Below are 22,521 nucleotides of genomic sequence, written 5' to 3'. Positions count from 1 at the left end.
GCATGCCTCCCGTCCCGAGCCATCCCCAGCGCTGGCTGATCCTCGGCGTCATCTGCCTCGCGCAGCTCACCGTGCTGCTCGACAACACCGTCCTGAACGTCGCGATCCCCTCCCTCACCCGGGAACTGGGCGCCTCCACCTCCGACATCCAGTGGATGATCAACGCCTACTCGCTGGTCCAGTCGGGCCTGCTGCTCACCGCGGGCAGCGCCGCCGACCGTTACGGCCGCAAGAAGATGCTGATCGCGGGGCTCGCCCTGTTCGGCGTCGGCTCGGTGGTCGCCGGCTGCGCGGGCACCACCGGGCAGCTCATCGCCGCGCGCGCCGGGATGGGCGTCGGCGGGGCACTGCTGCTCACCACCACCCTGGCCGTGGTCATGCAGATCTTCGCGCCGGAGGAACAGCCCAAGGCCATCGGCGTGTGGGCCGCGGTGAACTCGCTGGGCTTCGCGACGGGCCCGCTGATCGGGGGCTTCCTGCTGAACCACTTCTGGTGGGGCTCGATCTTCCTGGTCAACCTGCCGGTCGCGGCCCTCGCCCTCGTCGCGGTGGTCGCGCTGGTGCCCGAGTCGAAGAACCCGCAGGGCGACCGCCCCGACCTGCCCGGCGCGCTGCTGTCGACGGTGGGCATGGCCTCGCTGGTCTTCACGGTCATCTCCGGTCCCACGCACGGCTGGACGTCCGCGCGGGTGCTGGTCAGCGGGGTTGTGGCGGTGGGCGTCCTCGCGCTGTTCGCCCGGTGGGAGAGCAGGGTCCCGTACCCGATGCTCGACCTCGCCCTGTTCCGGGACCGCCGGTTCACGGGGGCGGTCGCCGGCGCGGTGCTGGTCACCTTCGGCATGGGCGGCGCCCTGTTCCTCCTCACCCAGCACCTCCAACTCGTCCTGCGCTACGGCCCCCTGGAGGCCGGCCTGCGCACCGCGCCGCTCGCGCTGACCGTCGTCGCCCTGAACTTCACGGGGCTGGCGGCCAGGGCCACGGCGAAGCTCGGCGGACCGGTGGCGATCCTGACCGGCATGACGGCGGTGGCGGCGGGCCTCGTCTCCATCGCCGTGGCCTTTGACGGGTACGCCGTCACGCTGCTCGGGCTGCTGCTCATCGGCACCGGCACCGCGCTGGCCGGACCGGCGATGGCCCACGCGATCATGAGCACCATCCCGCCGGACAGGGCCGGGGTGGGCGCGGGCGTCAACGGCATGCTCGCCGAGTTCGGCAACGGGCTCGGCGTGGCGGTCCTCGGCGCGGTGCTCAGCGCGCGGCTGGCGTCCGGGGCGGGGCTCTCCTCGGCCCTGGGCACCGGGCAGGCGGTCGGCGCGGTGGCCGTGTTCGCGGGCGGCGTGCTGGCGGCGGTCTTGCTGCGCCGGGCGGGAAGAGCAGAATCAGCGCGGGAGGAGACGACGGCCGTCCCGTCGTAGTGCGCGTCGCCGCTGGTCGTGCGGCTCCTCCCGCCCCGTAGGGTGGGCCCGTCGGGGGCCCGTCGGTGGGAGACCAGGAGGTGCCGCATGGCCGCCAGGGCAGGCGAACAGGCCGCGCGCAGCAGTGTCTGGCTGGGCGGCGGGACGCGGCGCGGCCGGGGCGGCGGGCAGCCTTCGGGGCTCGACCGGGACCGGATCACCGCGGCGACCGTACGGCTTCTCGACGCCGAGGGGCTGGACCGGTTCTCCATGCGGCGGCTCGCCGCCGACCTCAACGTCACCGCGATGTCCGTGTACTGGTACGTCGACACCAAGGACGAACTGCTGGAGCTCGCCCTCGACGAGGTGTTCGGGGAACCGGCGCTGCCCGGCCCGGACGACGGGGCCGCCGACTGGCGCGACCTGCTGCGCGCGCTCGCCCGCGAGTACCGGGCGCTGCTGGTCCGCCACCCCTGGGTGCCGCCGCTGATCGGGCGCTACCTCAACATCGGCCCCAACTCGCTCGCGTTCTCCCGTGCGATCCACCAGGTCGTGCGCCGCGCCGGCCTGCCCGTGCACGGCATCACCGGCGCCATCTCGGCCGTCTTCCAGTTCGTGTACGGCTACGGCACGATCCAGGGCCACTTCATGTCCCGGGTCGCCGAGGCGGGGGTGACCCCCGACGAGTACCACGCCCAGATGATGGCCTCGGTGGGCGGGACCCCCGACACGGCCGCCGTCATCGAGGAGACCCGCGACATCATGGACGCGCGGGGCGGCGCCACGGTCGACGAGATGCTCGACCGCGACTTCACCTTCGCCCTGGACCTGCTGGTCGCGGGCATCGAGGCGATGGTGGAGCGCTCGGGGCCCGCGCCGGACGCGTGAGGGCGAAGGGCCCGCTCCCGGGGCGTCCGGCGCCCGGCCCGCCGCTCAGTCCTCCGGCGCCAGCCGCGCCGGGAAGCCGCCCGTCGCCACCGGTCCCCAGCGCTCCGGCGTGACCCGGATGATCGACTTGCCCTGCTTGACCATCGCCGCGCGGTACTCGTCCCAGTCCGGGTGCTCCCCGGCGATGTTGCGGTAGTACTCCACGAGCGGCTCGACGGAGTCGGGGGAGTCGATCACCTCGGCCGTGCCGTCGACCTGGACCCACGGGCCGTTCCACTCGTCGCTGAGGACGACGAGGCTGACCCGCGGGTCCCGCCGGGCGTTACGGGTCTTGGCGCGCTCCGGGTAGGTCGAGACCACGATCCGGCCGGAGTCGTCCACCCCGCAGGTCAGTGGCGAGGCCTGGGGGCTGCCGTCGGCCCGGCGGGTGAGCAGCAGGGCCCGGTGCCGGGGCCGCACGAAGTCCAGCAGCTCGTCCCGGGAGACGGTCGTGTTCGTCGCGATGTTCGGTGCCATGACGGCAGCCTAGGGGCGGAACCCCGCCCCGTGGCTGACCCTGCTGTGCCTACGCCCGGGTGCCTACGCCTGGGGCAGGGACTCGCCCTGCACCGCCTGGACGTCCAGCTCGACCTTGAGCGTGGTGCCGATGGCGGCGATGCCGGCCTGGACGACCTGGTTGTAGTTCATCGCGAAGTCGTCGCGGTGCAGCTCGGCCGTCGCCCGGAACGCGGCGCGAGTGCCGCCCCACGGGTCGGCGCCGGTGCCCAGGTAGGCCAGGTCCAGGTCGACGGGCCGGACGATGCCGCGCATGGCCAGCTCGCCGTGCACGGTCCAGCGGTCCGGGCCCGCCTCGGTCACGCCGGTCGAGCGGTAGACGATCTCCGGGAACCGCTCGGTGTCCAGGAAGTCGGCCGACCGCAGGTGCTGGTCGCGCATCGCGTTGCCGGTGTCGATCGAGGCCGCCCGGATCACCGCCTCCACCCGCGATTTGGTCACCTCGTCCGGGGCGATCTCCAGCGCCGCGGAGAAGTCCGTGAACCGGCCCCGCACGCTGGAGATGCCCAGGTGCTGGGCGACCGCGCCGACCGTGGAGTGCGCCGGGTCGACCGTCCAGGGGCCGGGCGGCGGCAGCTCGGTCCCGCCCTGCCGGGCCAGGGTCACCGTGCCGATCTCGGCCCGCCCGCTCGCGGTGACGATCGCGCTGGAGGCCACGGGCGCGTACCCGACGGCCGTGACGATCACCGTGTACGCCCCGGGCGCCAGCGCGGTCGCGTCCCGTACGGCGCCCTCGTCGTCGGCCTCGGCGCGCACCACCTGCGTGCCGGTCATGTCGGTCACCGTGACGACCGCGTGCGACACGGCCCATCCGTCCCGGGTACGGATCCTCGCGGTCAGTCCCATCCCGTTTTCTCTCCCCTTGCAGAGCTTCGACAACTGAGCTTCCCGACGCAGCGTGACGACGGGTCAGAACCTGGAAACGTGGAACGGCCCGTGGCGGGGGCGCGCCGGAAGCCGGTCGCGTCCCCCGTCACGGGCCGGGGCCGGACTACTCGCCGGGGTGGGCGAGCTCGATGTCGTGGTCGTCGACACCGGTGCCCGACAGGGTCAGGGCCGTGGCCGCCGGCGGGTAACCGGTCGCGATGACCGTGTACTCGCCGCCGTCGAGGTCCGTGAAGGCGTACGCCCCGTCGGCGCCGGTCGTGGCCGAGCCGACCACGTTGCCCGCGGCGTCCACGAGCGTCACCCGCGCGTCGGCCAGCGGGCCGTGCGGCGCGCGCACGACACCCTGCACCCGGGAACCCGCGTCGAGGAGGACCTCCGTGCGGGTCACGCCGGTGGCGCCGATCTCGACGGGCAGCGCCCGCGGCCGGAACCCGGCGGCGTTGACCGCGACGGTCACGGCACCCGGCACCAGCTCCGTGAAGGAGAACTCGCCGTGCTCACCGGTGGTTCCGGTGGCCAGCAGATCGCCGCGCACATCGGTGACGATCACCATCGCGTCCTTGACGCCCTCGCCGGACACGGCGGCCCGCACGACACCGATCAGCCCGCTGGTGCCGCTGAGCAGGATGTCGTAGGCGAGCGGTTCGCCGTGGACCAGGATCGTCGAGGCCTGCGGCTGGAAGCCGTCGGCGGAGGCGATCAGGACGTACGACCCCGAGCCGGGCGCGTCCAGCGCGTAGGCGCCGTCGGCCTGGGCGACGGCCCGGCCGAGCTGGCGCCCGGCCAGCGAGATCAGGGTGACCGCGGCGTGCGGCACGGGCGCGCTCTCGGCGCCGCGCACGAAGCCCCGGACCGGGACGCCCCCGGCGGGGGTGTCCGTGGAGCCGGTCACCGGGGCGACGGCGGCCACGGGCTGCGGCGCGGTGGCCGCACCGGCGGTGGCGGCGGCGCTGTCGGAGGCCACGGGGGCACCGACGGCGGCCGGCACCTGCTGGGCCTCGGCCACGGTGGGAGCGGCGGCCGGGTCCACGGCCGGGGCGTCACCGTCCGCGGCCTGGGCCAGGGCGCCCTTGGTGCGCAGCGGCACCTCCTTGATGAACAGCGTGACCAGGAAGGCGACCGCGGCGAGGAAGCCGGCGATCAGGAAGACGTCGGCGATGCCGTGCCCGTAGGCGCTCTCCATGACCGTGCGCAGCGGCGCGGGCAGCTTGTCCATGTCCGGGATGGTGTCGGTCGACCCGGACTGCGCCATGCCGGCCGCGTACTTCGGGTCGATCGTGGCCAGGCCGTCCTTGACGTAGTCGGTGATCTTGTGGGACATCACCGCGCCCAGGGCGGACACGCCCATCGCGCCACCGAGGGAGCGGAAGAAGGTGACCGTGGAGCTGGCCGAGCCGAGGTCGCTCGGCTCCACCTGGTTCTGCGTGCAGAGCACCAGGTTCTGCATCATCATGCCGATGCCGAGGCCCAGCAGCGCCATGAACAGCGCCATCTTCCAGTAGTCCGTGTCGTACCGGATGCCGCCGAGCAGCAGCAGTCCGGCCGTCACCAGGACACCACCGCTGACCAGCCAGGCCTTCCAGCGGCCGGTGCGGGTGATGAACTGGCCGGAGACCGTCGAGGAGATGAACAGGCCGCCGATCATCGGGATGGTCATGACGCCCGACATCGTCGGGGACTTGTCCCGGGCCAGCTGGAAGTACTGGCTGAAGAACACCGTGCCGCTGAACATCGCGATGCCGACGAACAGCGAGGCGAGCGAGGCGAGCGTGATGGTGCGGTTGCGGAACAGGCGCAGCGGGATGATCGGCTCGGCGGCCCTGGCCTCGACGAGCACGAACAGCGCGCCCAGCACCAGGGACCCGGCGACCATCGTGTACGTCTGCCACGACAGCCAGTCGTACTTGTCACCGGCGAAGGTGACCCAGATCAGCAGCAGCGAGACCGCGGCGGAGATCAGCGTCGCGCCGCCCCAGTCGACCTTCACCTCACGCTTGACGACCGGCAGGTGCAGGGTCTTCTGCAGCACGATCAGCGCGATGACGGCGAACGGGACGCCGACGTAGAAGCACCAGCGCCAGCCCAGCCAGGAGGTGTCGGTGATGACGCCGCCGAGCAGCGGGCCGCCGACGGTCGCGACGGCGAACGTGGCACCCAGGTAGCCGGAGTAACGGCCCCGCTCGCGCGGGGAGATCATCGCGGCCATCACGATCTGGGCGAGCGCGGACAGACCGCCGACGCCGATGCCCTGCACCACGCGGCAGACGATCAGCATGCCGGGGTTCTGCGAGAGGCCGGCCGCCATCGAGGCGACGACGTAGATGACGAGCGCTATCTGGACGAGCGCCTTCTTGCTGTACAGGTCGGCGAGCTTGCCCCACAGGGGAGTGGCCGCGGTCATCGACAGCAGGGCGGCCGTGACGACCCAGGTGTAGGCGGACTGGCCGCCGCCCAGGTCGCCGATGATCTCGGGCAGCGCGTTGGAGACGATCGTGGACGACAGGATCGCCACGAACATTCCGAGCAGCAGCCCGGAGAGCGCCTCCATGATCTGCCGGTGGCTCATCGGAGCGTGGCCGCCGGAGGAGCCTCCCCCGTGCTTGGCATGGGCCCGCACACCGGCTGGTGTGGTCGTTGCCATGGGCTTCCTTTTCTTACGTGTTCGCGGGTGTACGGGTGGTCTGGTCGAGTGCGGGAGGGGCCGGCGGCGGTGCCGGGGGCCCGGCGGGCGGCTGCGGCGGCCGGTGCGCGGTCGTACGGCAGTCGTCGAAACTGGACCGCAGCCGCTGCATCAGCCGGGTGAGCTGGTCGACCTCGTCGTCGGTCCAGTCGCCCAGCCGCTCCTCCAGGAGCCGGGTGGTGCGCCGGGACAGCTCGTCGATCTGGCTCCAGCCGGCCGGGGTCAGGCGCACGATGCGCGAGCGCTTGTCCGCCGGGTCCGGGGAGCGCTCGATCCAGCCGCGCTCGGCGAGGTGGGCCACGTGGCGGCTGGTCACCGACATGTCGACGACCAGCAGCTCGGCGAGCTTGCTCATGCGCATGTCGCCGTGGCGGCCGAGCAGCGTCAGCACGGCCGTGGAACCGCTGGGGCAGTCGGACGGCAGGATCCGTCCCAGCTCCCTCTTCACGGCCCCGAAGGCGCTGAACTGACGCATCAGCTCCTCGTACCGCGCCTCGCCGGCCATCTCACCCTCCCGATTCGTTGCTTAGGGCAACCATAGGGGCGCTTGGTTGCTACAGGCAAATAAAGAGGACTCCTCGGCCGCAAAAAGTTGGCAAAGGCAAGTATTGCGGGAGTAAACGCGCTGGTGCGGGTCGCCCCCGACGGCCGTGGGCCGACCCCCACTTGGGCCGCCGCACCCGCTTTCGCTAGGGTCTCGGGCCATGGCTAACACCCAGGGCCCCCAGGGCAATCACGACCCCGCCGGCAGCACCCAGATGTTCCGCGCGTTCGTCGACGAGGGCACCCCGCAGCCGTCCCGCCAGGCCGCGGCGCCGTCCGGCTCCGGCCCGCGCCTCGGACTGATCATCGGCATCGTGGCGGCCGTGGTCGTCGTGGCCGCGGTCGCCTGGCTGGCGCTGAAGTAGGGAACCGCTGAAGAACCGCTGCATCAGGCAACCGCGGGAGCACGTCACCGCCGACGGACGCACCGACGGACGCACCGACGGCGACCGCCGCACCCCTACGGCTCCTCGGAGCCGGGGCGCGGCGGTCGCCAGGTGCGCAGGCGGGGTGCCTCAGTCGCTGATCAGCCCGTCCCGCAGCTGCGCCAGCGTGCGCGTCAGCAAGCGGGAGACGTGCATCTGCGAGATGCCCACCTCCTCGCCGATCTGCGACTGCGTCATGTTGGCGAAGAAGCGCAGCATGATGATGCGGCGCTCGCGGGGCGGCAGCTTGGCCAGCAGGGGCTTGAGGGACTCGCGGTACTCCACGCCCTCCAGCGCGGTGTCCTCGTAGCCCAGCCGGTCGGCCAGGGAGCCCTCGCCGCCGTCGTCCTCCGGGGCGGGGGAGTCGAGGGAGGAGGCGGTGTAGGCGTTGCCCACGGCCAGCCCGTCGACCACGTCCTCCTCGGAGACGCCGAGGACGGCCGCCAGCTCCGTCACCGTCGGGGAGCGGTCCAGCTTCTGCGACAGCTCGTCGCTGGCCTTGGTGAGGGCCAGGCGCAGCTCCTGGAGGCGGCGCGGCACGCGCACCGACCAGGACGTGTCCCGGAAGAACCGCTTGATCTCGCCCACGACCGTCGGCATCGCGAAGGTCGGGAACTCCACGCCCCGTTCGCAGTCGAAACGGTCGATCGCCTTGATCAGGCCGATCGTGCCGACCTGGACGATGTCCTCCATCGGCTCGTTGCGCGAGCGGAAGCGCGCGGCGGCGTAGCGGACGAGGGGGAGGTTGAGCTCGATGAGCGTGTCCCGGACGTAGGCGCGCTCGGGGCTGTCCTCGTCGAGCGCGGCCAGCCGCAGGAACAGGGAGCGGGACAGGGTGCGGGTGTCGATGGCCTCCGAGGCCGGGAGGGCCGGGGCCGGCGCGGCCTCGAGGGCCGTGACGTCGTCGAGCACGTCGGTCTCGACGGGCACGGCGGGCGCGGTCTCGCTCTTGTCGAGCGTGAGCACCTTCGAGCTGCCCTGATCTGCGGACATGCCACCCCCTTTGGGTCGCGGGACGGTCGTGGCGGACGCTCCCGGGGAGGAACGCGGCCTTCACCTGAATACCGGAGCCCGAGCTCCGGCAAACGCTCTTCCGGCAGAATGTCACATGTCGGCAACGCGCTGTAGTGACATGTCGACATCGTAGTCATGAATCAGCCCTGGAAAGTGGGGGTGTGACGGTTTTTCAGCCCCAAGTCGCCTTGATCCGGGCCGTGGAGCGATTCGCCCTCCCAGGGGATCCCTCGCTCACGCGTACGGCGGTCCCCCCGACGTACGCCCCGAACTCCCGTACGCCTACGCGTCGATCCGGTTGGCCGAGCGCAACCGCTGGAAGCTGCGCGCCAGGAGGCGCGAGACGTGCATCTGCGAGACCCCGAGCTCGGCGCTGATCTGCGACTGGGTCAGGTTGCTGTAGTAGCGCAGCAGCAGGATTCGCTGTTCGCGTTCCGGAAGCTGGACCAGCAGGTGGCGGACCAGGTCGCGGTGCTCCACGCCGTCCAGCGCCGGGTCCTCGTAGCCGAGGCGGTCCAGCAGGCCGGGCAGCCCGTCGCCCTCCTGGGCGGCCTCCAGCGAGGTCGCGTGGTACGACCGCCCGGCCTCGATGCAGGACAGCACCTCCTCCTCGCTGATGCGCAGCCGCTCGGCGATCTCGGCGGTGGTCGGGGTGCGCCCGTGGGCGGTGGTGAGGTCCTCGGTGGCGCTGTTGACCTGCACCCACAGCTCGTGGAGCCGGCGCGGTACGTGGACGGTGCGCACGTTGTCGCGGAAGTACCGCTTGATCTCGCCGACGACGGTCGGCATGGCGAAGGTCGGGAACTGCACGCCCCGGTCGGGGTCGAAGCGGTCGATGGCGTTGATCAGACCGATGGTGCCGACCTGGACGACGTCCTCCATCGGCTCGTTGCGGGAGCGGAAGCGGGCGGCGGCGTAGCGCACGAGCGGCAGGTTCGCCTCGATGAGCGCCCCGCGCACCCGGGTGTGCTCCGGCGTGCCGGGGGTGAGGTCCTTCAGCTGGGCGAAGAGCACCTGGGTGAGGGCCCTGGTGTCGGCGCCGCGCCGCTTCTCCGGGACGTCCGTGGCGGGGGCGGGTGCCTCTTCCCCCGTCTTCTCCTGGGGCGGCGCAGTACTGGCCGACATGGTCAACGCCACCTCTTCATCGGTCAATCATCCGTCAAAAGCGGTCATAGCATCACAAGACATGTGCACTGTGTGCAAGCACCCCATAACACCGTGTTGATGGAGAAGTTGAGCCTTCCGGGCGCAGAAAAGCCCCCCGCCGACCGGCGGGGGGCTCGTGGTGCCGCAGCTCTCAGAACGGGTAGTCGGCGACCACCCAGGTGGCGAACTCCCGCCACAGGGCGACGCCCGCCTGGTGCGCGGGGTGCTCCAAGTACCGCTTCAGCGCGGCCTCGTCGTCCACCGCCGAGTTGATGGCGAAGTCGTACGCGATCGGCCGGTCGCTGGTGTTCCAGCCCAGCTCCCAGTGGCGCAGCTCCTCGATCTGCCCGCCCAGCGCCCGGAAGGCGGCCTCACCGGCCGCGACCCGGGGGTCGTCGCGGTGGACGCCCTCGTTGAGCTTGAAGAGGACCAGGTGGCGGATCATGGGCGCTCCCAGCGTGGTTCCCGTGCGGTGCTCGGGGACGCGCGCTACTTGGCCCCGTCGGCGAGCCAGGTGAAGAACTCCCCGACGGCCTTGGCGGCGTCCGATATGCCCTCGAACCCTATCTGGACGTAGTCCGCGGCCTTGGCCGGGTCCGTGATGATCACGTACAGCACGAAGACCACGAGTACGTAGACGGCGATCTTCTTGGCGTTCACCGCCACCGCGGCCTCCCCTGCCACCGATGTGCCCCTCGGGCCCTGTTGCCGGGCGCGAGTGTAACCCGCAGATCGTTTTGTATGACCACAGGCACGGCGGGGGGCGGTGGAAAACGGGCGAAGGGCCCGGTCCAGTGGACCGAGCCCTTCGTCTCTCTGCGGTAGCGGAGGGATTTGAACCCTCGGTGACTTGCGCCACACTCGCTTTCGAGGCGAGCTCCTTCGGCCGCTCGGACACGCTACCGAGGGAGACCTTACAGCACGCCGGGACCGGGTCGGAAATCGATACGTCGGCCGCTCAGCGGTCCCGGAAGAAGTCGGTGAGCAGCCGGGCGCAGTCGTCCGCGAGGACGCCCTCGATCACCTCCGGGCGGTGGTTGAGCCGCCGGTCGCGGACGACGTCCCAGAGGGAGCCGGCCGCGCCCGCCTTGTCGTCGCGGGCGCCGTAGACCACCCGGTCCACCCGGGACTGCACGATCGCGCCCGCGCACATCGTGCACGGCTCCAGGGTCACCACGAGGGTGCAGCCGGTCAGCCGCCACTCACCGAGCCGCGCGGCGGCCCGCCGGACGGCGAGCACCTCGGCGTGCGCCGTGGGGTCGCCCACGGCCTCGCGTTCGTTGTGGCCGACGGCGAGGACGCTCTCCCCGTCGGGGGACAGCACGACGGCGCCGACGGGAACGTCCCCGCCCCGGACGGCCAGTTCGGCCTCGTCCAGGGCGAGTCGCATCGCGGCCCGCCAGCGGTCGCGTACCGGGTCGGCGGCCCCGGGGGTCCCGGGGGGCCGGCCCCACTGTTCGGGTGCGGTCAGCGGACGGTCTCCAGTACCTCCGAGGCGCCCAGGGCCTCGGCGATCTCGTTGACGGCGTCCTGCGACAGCGACCGCAGGTCCTTCTGGCTGACGCCGAGGTCGTCGAGGATGCCGCCGTCGCCGACGGGTCCGTGCGGCACGGTCCCCTCGGTGGAGGCGGCGGCCGCGGCGGTGTCCGGGTCGTCCTCCTCCGCGTCGTCGTCCTCGCCGTCCTCGGTCCCGTCGAGGTCGAGGGCGTCCAGGTCGGGGACGTCCTCGCCCGGCTCCCGGCCGAGCAGCTCGTCGGTGAGCAGGATCTCGCCGTACGAACTGCGGGCGGCCGCGGCCGCGTCGGAGACGTAGATACGAGGGTCCTCCTCGCCGTCGACCCGGACGACGCCGAACCAGGCGTCCTCCTGCTCGATCAGCACGAGCACCGTGTCGTCGTCGGGAGAGGCTTCCCGGGCCAGGTCGGCCAGATCCGACAGGGTCTCCACATCGTCCAGCTCTGTGTCGCTCGCTTCCCACCCGTCTTCGGTGCGCGCGAGCAGTGCGGCGAAGTACACCGTGACTCTCCCACTGGTCATAGGCGTGCCGGTTGGGGGTCCCCCCGGCGGAGGTTGCGGGCGGGGAGAGAGCTCGGGCTCCGAGCCCCACCCACTCGGAATCGTGGCAGAAACAAGGCGTTCAGGGGACGTCTTCGGCTCCCTGTGTCCGGCATTTTGATCGCAGCTGGGTGCACACCTCGGTGGCGCCGGGGTGACACGTGCGCAAGCGACCCCACCAGCACACTCGTTGCCGCCACGTGCGGATCGTACGCGGCTTTGCCCCGCGGCCACGCACGCCCACCCCTCGCAACGCGCGCCACGTCGGTGATCTTCCCCCCGCGGACACCTCGTGTCGGGACGCCCGACGGGAGCCGTACGGCTACCAGCGGAAGGTGCGCATCCGCATCGCGTGGCGCAGCCGGGCGGCCTTCGCGCGGCGGGGCTGGACCCGGTCACGCAGGGCGCGGGCCTCGGCGAGTTCGCGTAGGAACTGGGCGCGGCGGCGACGGCGCTCGGCGTCGGTCTCCCGCGCGGACGCGTCCGTCGCGACCGTCCGGACCGCTCTTTCCGTCCGACCCGTCCGCTCCGTCCGACCTGCTCGATCCGTTCGTTCTGGCATAGGCGCACCACCCCGCATCGGTCCAGGTCGACCACCCCGGTCCGTCGTCCCCTCCACCTTCCCCCGGTCGGCGGGATGCATGCCCCGGCCGTGTGAGGGCCGGTGAAGCCCTGGCCCAGGATGTGCGCTCCGTGCGGACGACCGGCCCGGTCGGCCCGGTTACTGTGGTGCCCATGCGTCTCCACGTCGTCGACCACCCCCTGGTCGCCCACAAGCTCACCACGCTGCGCGACCAGCGCACGGACTCGGCCACCTTCCGTCGTCTCGCCGACGAGCTGGTCACCCTGCTCGCCTACGAGGCCACGCGCGACGTGCGCACCGAGCAGGTCGACATCGCCACGCCGGTCGCCCGGACCACCGGCGTCAAGCTCTCCTACCCGCGCCCCCTGGTGGTGCCGATCCTGCGGGCGGGCCTGGGCATGCTGGACGGCATGGTCCGGCTGCTGCCGACCGCCGAGGTGGGCTTCCTCGGCATGATCCGCAACGAGGAGACGCTGGAGGCCTCCACGTACGCCACCCGGATGCCGGAGGACCTCTCCGGCCGCCAGGTGTACGTCCTGGACCCGATGCTGGCCACGGGCGGCACCCTGGTCGCCGCGATCCGCGAACTGATCCGGCGCGGCGCCGACGACGTCACGGCGGTCGTGCTCCTCGCCGCCCCCGAGGGCGTCGAGATCATGGAACGCGAACTGGCCGGCACCCCGGTCACGGTCGTCACGGCAGCCGTCGACGACCACTTGAACGAACACGGCTACATCATCCCGGGCCTGGGAGACGCGGGCGACCGCCTGTACGGAGCAGCCGAGTAACCCCTCCCACCCCCGCAGGTCCCCGCACCCACCCCACCCCCGGGCCGCGGGGACCATGCTTTTCGGGGCCGCGGCGAACCGGGTCCCCTGGGGGCCCCGGCGGACCACGTCTTCCGGAGGGCGCGCCGGACCGAGTTCTCCGGGACCGCGGCGGATCGCTTTCTCAGGGGCGCGGGGAACTGCGCAAATCCCACGACGGCGCGTGAGCCGCATTCAGGGGCGCGCCGACCCGGGTTCGTCAGGGGCGCGGGGAACTGCGCAAATCCCACGACGGCGCGTGAGCCGCACTCAGGGGCGCGCCGACCCGGGTTCGTCAGGGGCGCGGGGAACTGCGCAAATCCCACGACGGCGCGTCAGCCGCACACAGCCGCGCGCCGAACCGGGTCTCCCAGGGGCGCGGGGAACTGCGCAAAACCCACAACCCCGCCACACCCACCAACCCCCCGCACCCCACCAACCCCACCCCGCCCTAAAACTTCAGCACCCCTTCTTCCCCACAGCCACCGCCTTCGGCGCAGCCAACGCCGCCAGCCCCCGATCCGCGTCCGCCCGAACCGCCAGCCCCTTGAACCCGTCACCGATCACGAGATCCACCGACGCATCCACCCGCTTCGCGTCGACCCGCCGCTCCGCCGCAGGCACCTGCACCCCCACCACCGGCAACGAGGTCTTCACCGAGGCCCCGGCCCCCACCAGCACCCCCACCCCCGGCACCTTCTTGTCGAACGCCGCACTCGCGTTCCCCACCTGCCCGACCTTGAAGCCCCGCTTCTTCAGCTCGTCGGCCGTGGTCTTCGCGAGCCCACCACGGGTCGTGGCGTTGTAGACGTTCACGGTGATCTGCGCCGGCTTGGGCAGCACCACGGGCGAGGCACCGGTGACCGCCCCGGACTTCGTGGTCGCACACGCCTTCGCCGCGGCCGCCGAGGCCGTACCGCCGCCGCCCGTGAAGACGTCGACGAGCTGCAGCGTTCCCCACCCGGCGACCCCGAGCACGGCTCCGCAGACGACGACGAGGCCGGCCATCCTGGCGCGCCGCCGGGGCGGGCGCATCCGCGGGTACTTGTCCCCCGTGATGCGGTACTGGCCGCCCATCCCGGGGGGAGTCAGCATGCTCATGAGCGCAGCGTAGTGCGACGGAGCTGCCGTGCCTACTAGATGATCATTCGACACCGCTCAGGTGAACCCGAAAGGGCCACACGGCAGCCGCCGTGTGCACAGGGGAAGGGGCGGCCGGCCGGCCCGTCAGTCCAGTTCGAGCACGCGCGCGTGCAGCACCTGGCGCTGCTGGAGCGCGGCCCGCACCGCGCGGTGCAGTCCGTCCTCCAGGTACAGGTCGCCCTGCCACTTCACGACGTGCGCGAAGAGGTCGCCGTAGAACGTGGAGTCCTCGGCGAGGAGCGTTTCCAGGTCGAGCTGCTGCTTGGTCGTCACCAGCTGATCGAGGCGGACCGGGCGCGGCGCGACGTCCGCCCACTGCCGGGTGCTTTCCCGGCCGTGGTCGGGGTACGGCCGGCCGTTTCCGATGCGCTTGAAGATCACACGGAAAGCCTACCGGCCCAGACCTTCCGGGCGCAGCCATGGCGGGCGAGTGCGACGCTGGAAATACCGCAGGAACCCGGGCATACCGGAATCTCCCAGGGAGTGAACCCGGAATTGCGGAACGCGAACGATCCGGAAACGAGGGGTCTGCCGATGAACGCCACCGAGCCCAGCGCCGGACCCCCCGCGGACACCCCCACCGCCCCCCGCCCCGACCCGGTCGCGAAGATCTCCGCCGGGTACGCCTTCTCCGGCCCCGCCCTCGACCTGGGCGCCCTGCTCTGGGAGGGCCGCTGCCTGCCCGACGCGCAGGTCCGCGTCCCGCTGCCGATGCTCAACCGCCACGGGCTGGTCGCGGGCGCCACCGGCACCGGCAAGACCAAGACGCTGCAGCTCGTCGCCGAACAGCTGTCCGCGCAGGGCGTGCCGGTGTTCCTCGCGGACGTGAAGGGCGACCTGTCGGGCATCTCGGCCCCCGGCGCCCCCGGCGACCGGGTCCGCACCCGGTCCGCGGAGGTCGGCCAGGACTGGACGGCGAGCGCCTTCCCGGCGGAGTTCTACGCCCTCGGCGGCCTCGGCCACGGCATCCCGGTCCGGGCGACGGTCACCAGCTTCGGCCCGGTCCTGCTCTCCAAGGTGCTCGGCCTGAACCAGACCCAGGAGCAGTCCCTCGGCCTGGTCTTCCACTACGCCGACCAGAAGGGCCTGGAGCTGTACGACCTGAAGGACCTGCGCGCGGTCGTCGCCTTCCTCGCCTCCGACGAGGGCCGGCCGGAGCTGAAGGCCCTCGGCGGGCTGTCCCCGGCCACCGCCGGGGTGATCCTGCGGACGCTGACCGCCTTCGAGGCGCAGGGCACGTCCGGCTTCTTCGGGGAGCCCGAGTTCCACACGGCCGAACTGCTGCGCACGGCGTCCGACGGCCGGGGCGTGGTCTCGGTGCTCGAACTGTCCGCCGTCCAGGACCGGCCGCAGCTCTTCTCGACGTTCCTGATGTGGCTGCTGGCCGACCTCTTCCACGACCTGCCCGAGGTCGGCGACGCGGAGAAGCCGAAGCTGGTGTTCTTCTTCGACGAGGCGCACCTGCTGTTCCACGACGCCTCCAAGGCGTTCCTGGACTCGGTGACGCAGACCGTGCGGCTGATTCGCTCGAAGGGGGTCGGCGTCTTCTTCGTGACCCAGACCCCGAAGGACGTCCCCTCCGACGTCCTCGCCCAGCTCGGCAACCGCGTCCAGCACGCCCTGCGCGCCTTCACCCCGGAGGACCAGAAGGCCCTGCGGGCAACGGTGCAGACCTTCCCCCGCTCCCCGTACGACCTGGAGGAACTGCTCACCGGCCTGGGCACCGGCGAGGCCGTGGTCACCGTCCTCAGCGAGAACGGCGCCCCGACGCCCGTCGCCGCGACCCGCCTGCGCGCGCCCGAGTCCCTGATGGGCCCGGTCGATCCGGGGGTGCTGGACGGCGCGGTGAAGGCGTCGCCGCTGTACGAACGGTATGCACAGGCTGTGGACAGGGAGTCGGCGTACGAGAAGCTGGCGGCCGCGGCGGCCCACCCGGGGGCCGGGGCGCCGGACGAACCGGCGGCGGAGCCGGGGAGACAACCGGAGAGGCAACCGGAGAAGCAGCCGAAGAAGCAGTCGCAGCGCGCGGCGCACGAGGAGCAGTCGGTCGTGGAGCAGGTCGTGGGCAGCGGCATGTTCAAGTCCCTGGCCCGGTCGGTCGGCACCCAGCTCGGCCGCGAGATCACCCGCTCGCTGTTCGGCACGGCCCGCCGGAGGCGCTGAGCCCCACCCCGTGCTGCCCAGCCCAGCCCTGCCCCGCCTCGTTCCGTCCCGTCCTCGTCCGGCGGAGGCGGTCGCCCGCCCCCGCCGGACGTCGTTCAGCGGCCCCCTCGCTCGCGGGGCTGCTCGGGCCTGGGCCGCTGCTCCGGCTGCGGTCTGGGGGCGCTGCGGGCGGCCTCGGCGCGCAGCAGGGCGCGCAGGACCGCGTAGGGATCGATGGGCATGACGGTTCCTCCGACTGCGTCTCGGACTGACCTCGGTGGCTGGGGGAGGCAGGTCGGTCAGCAGCGCAGGACCACGGAACGCAGCACGCGGGGCGCGGCGTACGGCGGTTCGGCGGCGGGGCGTCCGGTCGGCACGGTGGCCCGGGGCCGCGGCCGCGGACTCGGCGCGGGCGCCGGCCGCAGGGGCGCGGCGGGACGGTGCGCGGCGAGCCGGGGCGCCGGAGCGGTCACGTCGTGCTCGGCGACGACTGTGCCGTGCGGTGCCGCACAGGCGGCCTCGCCGCCGGAGACCAGGAGCGCGAGCAGCAGGACGAGCACCCGCAGCCAGACGCGGCTGCGCGGACGGTGTCGTGCGGTGCTCACACAGGGGGCTCTGCCCGCGGCACGCCCGGCGCCCATCCGCCCGGCCGCCGAATTCGCCCGTACGGCGCAGGGCCCCGGCCGCTCTACGGCTTCTTCGCGGTCTTCGCGGTCTTCGCGGTCTTCGCGGTCTTCGCGGTCGTCGCCTTCGCGGTCTTCGTCGCCTTCGCGGTCTTGGCCGCCGCCTTCATCTCCTGCTTGAACGCCCGGACCTTCGCCAGCGACTCCGGGCCGGTGATGTCGGCGACGGACCGGTGGGAGCGGGGTTCGCCGTAGGAGCCCGCGGCCTCCCGCCAGCCCCGCGGGGTCACCCCGAGCTGCTTGCCGAGCAGGGCGAGGAAGATCTGGGCCTTCTGCTTGCCGAACCCGGGCAGTTCCTCCAGCCGCCGCAGCAGCTCGCGCCCGTCGTCCACGCCCCGCCAGACGCCCTCGGCGTCACCGTCGTAGTGGTCGACGAGGTACTGGCACAGCTGCTGGATGCGCTTGGCCATGGAACCGGGGTAGCGGTGCACGGCCGGCTTGTCCGAGAGCAGCGCGGCGAAGGACTCGGGGTCGCGCGCGGCGATCTCGTGGGCGTCCAGGTCGTCGGCGCCCAGCCGGTCGGCGATGGTCCGGGGCCCCTTGAACGCCCACTCCATCGGGATCTGCTGGTCGAGCAGCATCCCGACCAGCGCGGCGAGCGGGGAGCGCCCGAGGAGCGCGTCGGCCTCGGGGTCCTGGGCGAGGTGCACGGTGACGTCCATGCACCGATGATCGCCCGCCGGACACCCCAGCGCCTCTTCGAGGAGTTCCCGTGCCCCCTGGCACCGCTGCTCCGAGGGACCCTCGCGCCGGGTCCGCCGCGGCTCACTCGTCGCGCCAGTACCCCAGCGCGTGCAGCCGGTCCTTGGGCACCCCCAGGTCCTTGCGCACGTACGACGCCAGCGTACGGGTCGTACGGGTGTCGCAGGCGATCCAGACGTACGGGTGCTCGGTGGCGGTGAGCAGGCCGGGGAGTTCGGCCCGGACCCGGTCGGCCAGTTCCCCGCGCCCCACGCGGCGCAGGTCGTGCCGGCCCGGCGCGGGCGGGGCGGGGAAGGGCAGGCCGTCGTCGCCGCCCTCGAACCACACCGTGCTGGGAGTCCCGTCCAGCGCGCCGAGCAGGGAGTTGATCGCGGGCAGCGAGGCCGGGTCGCCGATCGCGAGGACGTGCGTCGGCGCGGGCTCGGGCCGGGTGAAGCCGGTGCCCTGGACGGTCGCCTCGATGGTGTCGCCGACGCGCGCGGTCCGCGCCCAGTCGCTCGCCGCCCCCTCGTGCAGCGCGAACTCCAGGGCGAAGGTGCCCTCGTCGGGATCGGGGTCGACCAGGGTGTAGGCCCGCTGGTGGGGCTTGCCGGCGTTGTCGAACCACAGCCGGACCCACATCGTCGGGTGCACCCCGGTCGCCGCGAGCAGCCCGCCGTCGGTCAGGTGCAGCCGCCGGTACGACGGGGTGACGTCCCGCGCCCCGGTGACGGTCAGCGTGAAGTCCTTCGCCCGCATCAACCGGAGGACCGCGCCCTCCCAGCCCCGCCCCTGCGCCATGACCTCTCCACCCCTCACGTACGATCTCTCCACCAATACTTAGGTGAGGCTAACCTAAAGCCGCTGCCCGGCACAGAGAGGGTGCACGGTGACGACCGAGATCCACCGGGACGCCTGGGGCGTCCCGCACCTGCGCGCCCGCGACCCGTTCGCCCTCGCCCGGGCCCAGGGCCTGGTCACCGCCCGCGACCGGGCCTGGCAACTGGAGGTCGAACGGCACCGCGCGCAGGGCACCTCGGCGTCGTTCCTCGGGCCGGGCGCCCTCGCCTGGGACGTGTTCGCGCGCCGCGTCCGGCTGGCGGACACCGCCCGCCGCTGCCAGGCCGCGCTCACCGAGCAGGACCCCGAGACGGCCGCATGGGTGGCGGCGTACGTCGACGGCGTCAACGAAGGCCTCGCCGACATCGGTGAGGGCCCCTCCCCCGGTGCCGCCCCCGAGTTCGCCCGGGTCGGCCTCGCCCCCGGCCGCTGGGAGCCCTGGACCCCGCTCGCCGTGTGGCTGTCCACCCACATCCTGTTCGCCGGCTTCCCCGCCAAGCTCTGGCGCGAGGAGGCGGTACGGCACCTCGGCCCGGAGGCGGTCGGTCTGTTCGCCACCGACGGCCCCGGCACCGCCGGCAGCAACGGCTGGCTGGTCGCCGGCGAGCGCACCGTCACCGGGCACGCGCTCCTCGCGGGCGACCCGCACCGCTTCGTCGAGGACCCCGGCGTCTACCAGCAGATCCGCCTGGCCTGCGACGAGTTCGACGTGGTCGGCCTCGCCGTGCCCGGCGTCCCCGGCATCGCCCACTTCGGCCACACCGGCACGGTCGCCTGGGCCATCACCAACGCCATGGCCGACTACCAGGACCTCTACCGCGAGCGCCTGCGCCGCACCGGGGCCGGCGTCGAGGCCCTCGGCCCGGACGGGCGCTGGCACCGGGCCGCCCGGCACACCGAACCGGTCCACGTGGCCGGGGAGGACACCGTCGAGGTGGAGGTCCTGGAGACCGACCGGGGCCCGGTGATCGCGGGCGGCCCGGAGGGACTGGACGACGGCACTCCACTGGCCGTCAGCCTGCGGTACCCGCCGCGCGTCACCGGCGACCTCGGCTTCGGCGCCCTGCTGCCGCTGCTGCGGGCCCGCCGGGTCACCGACGTGGACCGTGCCCTGGACGCCTGGGCCGAGCCGGTCAACGTCGTCCAGGCCGCCGACACCGAGGGCGGCGTCCTGCACCGCGTCGCGGGCCGCGTCCCGGTCCGTGCCGCGGACAACCGCGTCCGGGTGGTGCCCGCCTGGGAGCCCGGCCACGAGTGGACCGGCTGGCACCCCCTGCCGAGGGCCGGCCTGACCGACGGCGTCGCCGTGATGGCCAACCAGCGGGGCGTGGCCGCCGGGCTGGGTGTCGAGTTCGCCCCGCCGCACCGCGCCGACCGCATCCGTGCCCTCCTCGACGAGCGCCGCACCTGGTCGGCCGCCGACCTGCCGGCGATCCACACCGACACCCACCTCGCCTCCGCCGCGGCCCTGCTGGACCTGCTCACCGCCCTGGACGGCCTGACCGGCCCGGCCGCCGCGCTGCGCGAGCGCCTGCTGCGCTGGGACCGCCGCATGGACGCCGACAGTGAGGACGCGGCGGCCTACGCACAGGTGCGCGGCGCGGTCGTACGGCGCCTCGCCGCCCAGCCCGCCTTCGCCGCGCTGAGGACGCCGCCCGCCTACCCCGAGGTGCTGCTGCCCTGGCTGGCACTCGTACCGCGGATCGGGTACGCCCTCGAACACCTGCTGCGCACCGAGGAGTTGTACGGCGTCGACCGCCCCGCGCTGGTGCGCGCGGCCCTGGAGGAGGTGGCGCACGCGCGCGTGGGCCGCCCCCCGGCCAGCTGGGGCGACACCCACCGCCTCGCCGCCTGGCGCGCCCTGCCCGAGCCGGAGGACGAGGCGCGGGCCCCCGCCCTGTCCGGCGACCACGACTGCGTGCTGTGCACCTCCGCCGTGCCGGGTCTGACCGACCTGGCCGCCCGCGGCCCCGCCGCCCGCTACGTCTGGGACCTCGCCCGCCGCGAGGACAGCCGGTGGGTCGTCCCGCACGGCGCGCACGGCACCCCCGGCCACCCCCACCACCACGACCAGCTCCCCCTGTGGTTGCGGGGCGAGCTCGTCCCGGTCGTCACCGACTGGGCCCACCTGGAGAAGGAGAGCGATGCACCTCCCCGCCGATGAGGCCACCCCCGCCGCCCCGACCGACAGCAGCGGCAGCGCCCCCGCCACCGTTCCCGGCCCCGCCCCCGTCCACGAGCAGGACCTCCCCGGCCTCGGCACCCTCCGGCTGCGCCCCCTGGACGCCGACCGCGACGCGCCCGTCGTCCACGGCTGGGCCAGCGAGGAACGGGCCGTGTTCTGGGGCATGAACGGCCTGACGGTCGACCAGGTCAGGGAGATCTACGCCCACCTCGCCGGCCTCGACACCCACCACGCCTTCCTCGCCGAGCTGGACGGCACCCCCGTGGCGCTGCTGCAGACCTACGAGCCCGCCGAGGACCGGGTCGGCACGTGCTACCCCGTCGAGCCCGGTGACATCGGCGCCCACGTGCTGCTGGCCCCCGCCCCCGAGGGGCTGGCCCGGCCCGGCTGGTCGGGGGTGCTGCTCGGCGCGTTCGCCCGGTACGTGCTGCTCGGCCTGGACCGGCGCCGGGTGGTCGTCGACCCGGACGTGCGCAACGACAGGGCCGTCGCCCGCTTCGTGCGGCTCGGCTTCGAGGCCGGCCCGGTCGTCACCCTCCCCGAGGTCGACCTGCCCGACGTGTACCTGCCGGAGAAGCGCGCCCAACTGGCCTTTTTGCGGCGGGAGGTAGCCTTCCCCGGGTGACCCCGGACGAGCTGATCGCGCACTACGGCCTGGAGCCGATCCCCCGCGAGGGCGGCCTGTTCCGCCGTACCTGGGCGGGACCCGAGGGACCCGACGGGCGCCCGGCCGGAACGGCCGTCGTCGCCCTCCTCACGACCGGCGACCACTCGGCCCTGCACCGCCTGCCGACCGACGAGACCTGGCACTTCTACCTCGGCGACCCGCTGGAGCTGCTGCTGCTCGCCCCCGACGGCACCTCCCGCACGGCCGTGCTCGGCCCCGACGTGCTGGGCGGCCAGGCGGTCCAGTTCACCGTCCCCGCGCACACCTGGATGGGCGGGCGGACCCGGGGCGCCTGGACCCTGTTCGGCTGCACGATGGCCCCCGGCTTCACCTACGCGGACTACGAGCACGGCGACCGGGCCGACCTGACGGCGCGTTACCCGCACGAGGCGGCCCGCATCGCGCGACTCTGCTGCCCATGACCTTGCTGACGGGCCAGGTGGCCCTGATCACCGGCGCCGGCGGCGGCATCGGCCGGGGCATCGCGCTGCGCTTCGCCGAAGAGGGCGCGGCGGTGGCCCTGCACTGCCGTACCGGGACCGCGGCGGTCCGGGAGGCCGCCGCGCGGATCGACGCGTCGGGAGGCCGGTCGGTCGTCCTGCGCGCCGAGCTGACGGACGACGACGCGTGCCGCCGCCTGGTGGGCGAGGCGGCCGAGTGGGGCGGCGGCCGGCTGACCGCGCTCGTCAACAACGCGGGCGTGCAGCCCGTCCAGCCGCTCCCCGGCATGACGACCACCGACTGGCGGACCGTCCTGGACGCCAACCTCACCGGCGTCTTCGCCTGCACCCAGGCCGCGGCGGACATCATGCGCGAGCAGACGGGCGGCGGCACGGTCACCCACATCGCCTCGGTCGAGGCGGGCCTGCCCGCGCCGGGTCACGCCCACTACGCGGCCTCCAAGGCGGCCGTGGTGGCCCACGCCCGCGCCGCCGCGCAGGAGTACGGCCCGTACGGCATCCGCGTCAACACCGTCTCGCCCGGCCTGATCGACCGCCCGGGCCTCGCCGAGGCCTGGCCGGAGGGCATACGGCGCTGGCGCGCGGCGACGGCCACGGGCCGCCTCGGCCGCCCCGAGGACGTGGGCGACGCCTGCGTGTTCCTGGCCTCCCGGCTCGCCTCCTGGATCACCGGCCACGACCTGGTCGTCGACGGCGGCGCGACGGCCCGCCCGACGTGGTGAGCGCAGCGCGGTGTGCGGGG

26 protein-coding genes and 1 tRNA gene are annotated in these 22,521 nt (G+C 73.3%); 9 read left to right on the top strand and 18 right to left on the bottom strand.

The window, feature by feature from the left end:
- Positions 1-2 precede the first annotated feature (2 nt).
- Positions 3-1,415, top strand: coding sequence for an MFS transporter (locus tag E4U91_RS17035; RefSeq protein WP_137307643.1), 1,413 nt, complete (start codon positions 3-5; stop codon positions 1,413-1,415).
- A gap of 87 nt (positions 1,416-1,502) precedes the next feature.
- Positions 1,503-2,282, top strand: coding sequence for a TetR/AcrR family transcriptional regulator (locus E4U91_RS17030; RefSeq protein ID WP_137307642.1), 780 nt, complete (start codon positions 1,503-1,505; stop codon positions 2,280-2,282).
- Positions 2,283-2,327: 45 nt separating this feature from the next.
- On the opposite strand, the gene E4U91_RS17025 is transcribed toward E4U91_RS17030, so the two are convergent.
- From E4U91_RS17025 to E4U91_RS17010, 4 genes are all read right to left on the bottom strand, one after another.
- A complete protein-coding gene (locus E4U91_RS17025; RefSeq protein WP_137307641.1) occupies positions 2,328-2,798 on the bottom strand; it encodes a PPOX class F420-dependent oxidoreductase in 471 nt (156 codons plus the stop codon).
- Between the two features lie 63 nt (positions 2,799-2,861).
- On the bottom strand, positions 2,862-3,683 hold the full coding sequence (locus tag E4U91_RS17020; RefSeq protein WP_137307640.1) for a YceI family protein: 822 nt from the start codon (positions 3,681-3,683) through the stop codon (positions 2,862-2,864).
- 145 nt (positions 3,684-3,828) lie between these two features.
- A complete protein-coding gene (locus tag E4U91_RS17015) occupies positions 3,829-6,291 on the bottom strand; it encodes an MFS transporter (protein ID WP_137310867.1) in 2,463 nt (820 codons plus the stop codon).
- An 88-nt stretch (positions 6,292-6,379) separates the two neighbouring features.
- A complete protein-coding gene (locus E4U91_RS17010) occupies positions 6,380-6,910 on the bottom strand; it encodes a MarR family winged helix-turn-helix transcriptional regulator (RefSeq protein WP_137307639.1) in 531 nt (176 codons plus the stop codon).
- Between the two features lie 199 nt (positions 6,911-7,109).
- Here E4U91_RS17010 and E4U91_RS17005 point away from each other — a divergent pair, with 199 nt between their 5' ends.
- Positions 7,110-7,313: a hypothetical protein gene (locus E4U91_RS17005; protein WP_137307638.1), complete on the top strand. Its 204-nt coding sequence runs from the start codon at positions 7,110-7,112 to the stop codon at positions 7,311-7,313.
- Between the two features lie 150 nt (positions 7,314-7,463).
- On the opposite strand, the gene E4U91_RS17000 is transcribed toward E4U91_RS17005, so the two are convergent.
- The 8 genes from E4U91_RS17000 to E4U91_RS16965 all read right to left on the bottom strand — a co-directional run bounded on the left by E4U91_RS17000 (position 7,464) and on the right by E4U91_RS16965 (position 12,150).
- Positions 7,464-8,366 carry an RNA polymerase sigma factor SigF gene (locus tag E4U91_RS17000; protein WP_137303558.1) on the bottom strand — a complete coding sequence of 301 codons (903 nt, stop codon included), beginning with the start codon at positions 8,364-8,366 and terminating at the stop codon, positions 7,464-7,466.
- Between the two features lie 303 nt (positions 8,367-8,669).
- Complete coding sequence (locus E4U91_RS16995; protein WP_137307637.1) at positions 8,670-9,512, bottom strand: RNA polymerase sigma factor SigF; 843 nt, start codon at positions 9,510-9,512, stop codon at positions 8,670-8,672.
- A gap of 172 nt (positions 9,513-9,684) precedes the next feature.
- Positions 9,685-9,978 carry a Dabb family protein gene (locus E4U91_RS16990; protein ID WP_137307636.1) on the bottom strand — a complete coding sequence of 98 codons (294 nt, stop codon included), beginning with the start codon at positions 9,976-9,978 and terminating at the stop codon, positions 9,685-9,687.
- A gap of 44 nt (positions 9,979-10,022) precedes the next feature.
- On the bottom strand, positions 10,023-10,217 hold the full coding sequence (locus E4U91_RS16985; RefSeq protein ID WP_137307635.1) for a hypothetical protein: 195 nt from the start codon (positions 10,215-10,217) through the stop codon (positions 10,023-10,025).
- A gap of 135 nt (positions 10,218-10,352) precedes the next feature.
- Positions 10,353-10,437, bottom strand: a tRNA-Ser gene (locus E4U91_RS16980).
- Between the two features lie 54 nt (positions 10,438-10,491).
- A complete protein-coding gene (gene tadA, locus E4U91_RS16975; protein WP_241678608.1) occupies positions 10,492-10,923 on the bottom strand; it encodes a tRNA adenosine(34) deaminase TadA in 432 nt (143 codons plus the stop codon).
- 77 nt (positions 10,924-11,000) lie between these two features.
- A complete protein-coding gene (locus E4U91_RS16970) occupies positions 11,001-11,549 on the bottom strand; it encodes a tRNA adenosine deaminase-associated protein (protein ID WP_137310865.1) in 549 nt (182 codons plus the stop codon).
- A gap of 361 nt (positions 11,550-11,910) precedes the next feature.
- On the bottom strand, positions 11,911-12,150 hold the full coding sequence (locus tag E4U91_RS16965; RefSeq protein ID WP_137307634.1) for a hypothetical protein: 240 nt from the start codon (positions 12,148-12,150) through the stop codon (positions 11,911-11,913).
- Positions 12,151-12,323: 173 nt separating this feature from the next.
- On the opposite strand from E4U91_RS16965, the gene upp reads away from it, so the two are divergent.
- The gene (gene upp / locus E4U91_RS16960) at positions 12,324-12,959 is read left to right on the top strand and encodes a uracil phosphoribosyltransferase (protein WP_137307633.1); all 636 of its coding nucleotides are present in this window, start codon (positions 12,324-12,326) and stop codon (positions 12,957-12,959) included.
- A gap of 477 nt (positions 12,960-13,436) precedes the next feature.
- Here the strand turns inward: upp and E4U91_RS16955 are convergent, their stop codons facing one another.
- Positions 13,437-14,078, bottom strand: a complete 642-nt coding sequence (locus tag E4U91_RS16955) for a LytR C-terminal domain-containing protein (RefSeq protein WP_241678607.1) — start codon at positions 14,076-14,078, stop codon at positions 13,437-13,439.
- 126 nt (positions 14,079-14,204) lie between these two features.
- Complete coding sequence (locus tag E4U91_RS16950; protein ID WP_004943146.1) at positions 14,205-14,501, bottom strand: type II toxin-antitoxin system VapB family antitoxin; 297 nt, start codon at positions 14,499-14,501, stop codon at positions 14,205-14,207.
- A gap of 153 nt (positions 14,502-14,654) precedes the next feature.
- On the opposite strand from E4U91_RS16950, the gene E4U91_RS16945 reads away from it, so the two are divergent.
- Positions 14,655-16,283: a helicase HerA-like domain-containing protein gene (locus E4U91_RS16945; RefSeq protein ID WP_174867812.1), complete on the top strand. Its 1,629-nt coding sequence runs from the start codon at positions 14,655-14,657 to the stop codon at positions 16,281-16,283.
- A 95-nt stretch (positions 16,284-16,378) separates the two neighbouring features.
- On the opposite strand, the gene E4U91_RS39595 is transcribed toward E4U91_RS16945, so the two are convergent.
- The 4 genes from E4U91_RS39595 to E4U91_RS16930 form a co-directional block, all read right to left on the bottom strand.
- Positions 16,379-16,504 (bottom strand): hypothetical protein, encoded by a 126-nt coding sequence (locus E4U91_RS39595; RefSeq protein WP_277755308.1) that lies wholly within the window; start codon positions 16,502-16,504, stop codon positions 16,379-16,381.
- Between the two features lie 57 nt (positions 16,505-16,561).
- Entirely contained in the window at positions 16,562-16,867 is a 306-nt protein-coding gene (locus E4U91_RS16940) for a hypothetical protein (RefSeq protein ID WP_137307632.1), read from the bottom strand.
- A gap of 83 nt (positions 16,868-16,950) precedes the next feature.
- On the bottom strand, positions 16,951-17,607 hold the full coding sequence (locus E4U91_RS16935) for an HhH-GPD-type base excision DNA repair protein (protein ID WP_137307631.1): 657 nt from the start codon (positions 17,605-17,607) through the stop codon (positions 16,951-16,953).
- A 103-nt stretch (positions 17,608-17,710) separates the two neighbouring features.
- Positions 17,711-18,427, bottom strand: a complete 717-nt coding sequence (locus E4U91_RS16930; RefSeq protein ID WP_137307630.1) for a siderophore-interacting protein — start codon at positions 18,425-18,427, stop codon at positions 17,711-17,713.
- 88 nt (positions 18,428-18,515) lie between these two features.
- Between E4U91_RS16930 and E4U91_RS16925 the strand changes: the two genes are divergently transcribed.
- Genes E4U91_RS16925 through E4U91_RS16910 form a run of 4 tightly spaced genes read left to right on the top strand, consistent with a single transcriptional unit; the run spans position 18,516 to position 22,501 of the window.
- Positions 18,516-20,630, top strand: a complete 2,115-nt coding sequence (locus tag E4U91_RS16925) for a penicillin acylase family protein (RefSeq protein ID WP_137307629.1) — start codon at positions 18,516-18,518, stop codon at positions 20,628-20,630.
- Positions 20,611-21,276 (top strand): GNAT family N-acetyltransferase, encoded by a 666-nt coding sequence (locus E4U91_RS16920; protein WP_137307628.1) that lies wholly within the window; start codon positions 20,611-20,613, stop codon positions 21,274-21,276. The genes E4U91_RS16925 and E4U91_RS16920 overlap by 20 nt, the downstream gene beginning before the upstream one ends.
- Positions 21,273-21,740, top strand: coding sequence for a cupin domain-containing protein (locus tag E4U91_RS16915; protein WP_137307627.1), 468 nt, complete (start codon positions 21,273-21,275; stop codon positions 21,738-21,740). The genes E4U91_RS16920 and E4U91_RS16915 overlap by 4 nt, the downstream gene beginning before the upstream one ends.
- On the top strand, positions 21,737-22,501 hold the full coding sequence (locus tag E4U91_RS16910) for an SDR family NAD(P)-dependent oxidoreductase (RefSeq protein ID WP_137307626.1): 765 nt from the start codon (positions 21,737-21,739) through the stop codon (positions 22,499-22,501). Before E4U91_RS16915 ends, E4U91_RS16910 begins: the two co-directional genes overlap by 4 nt.
- The last annotated feature ends 20 nt before the right edge of the window (positions 22,502-22,521 follow it).

It is taken from the genome of Streptomyces lasalocidi (assembly GCF_005280215.1).
Taxonomy (GTDB): Bacteria; Actinomycetota; Actinomycetes; order Streptomycetales; family Streptomycetaceae; genus Streptomyces; species Streptomyces longwoodensis.
Note: the sequence above shows the minus strand (reverse complement) of the source record. Positions and strands in the feature narration are given on the sequence as shown.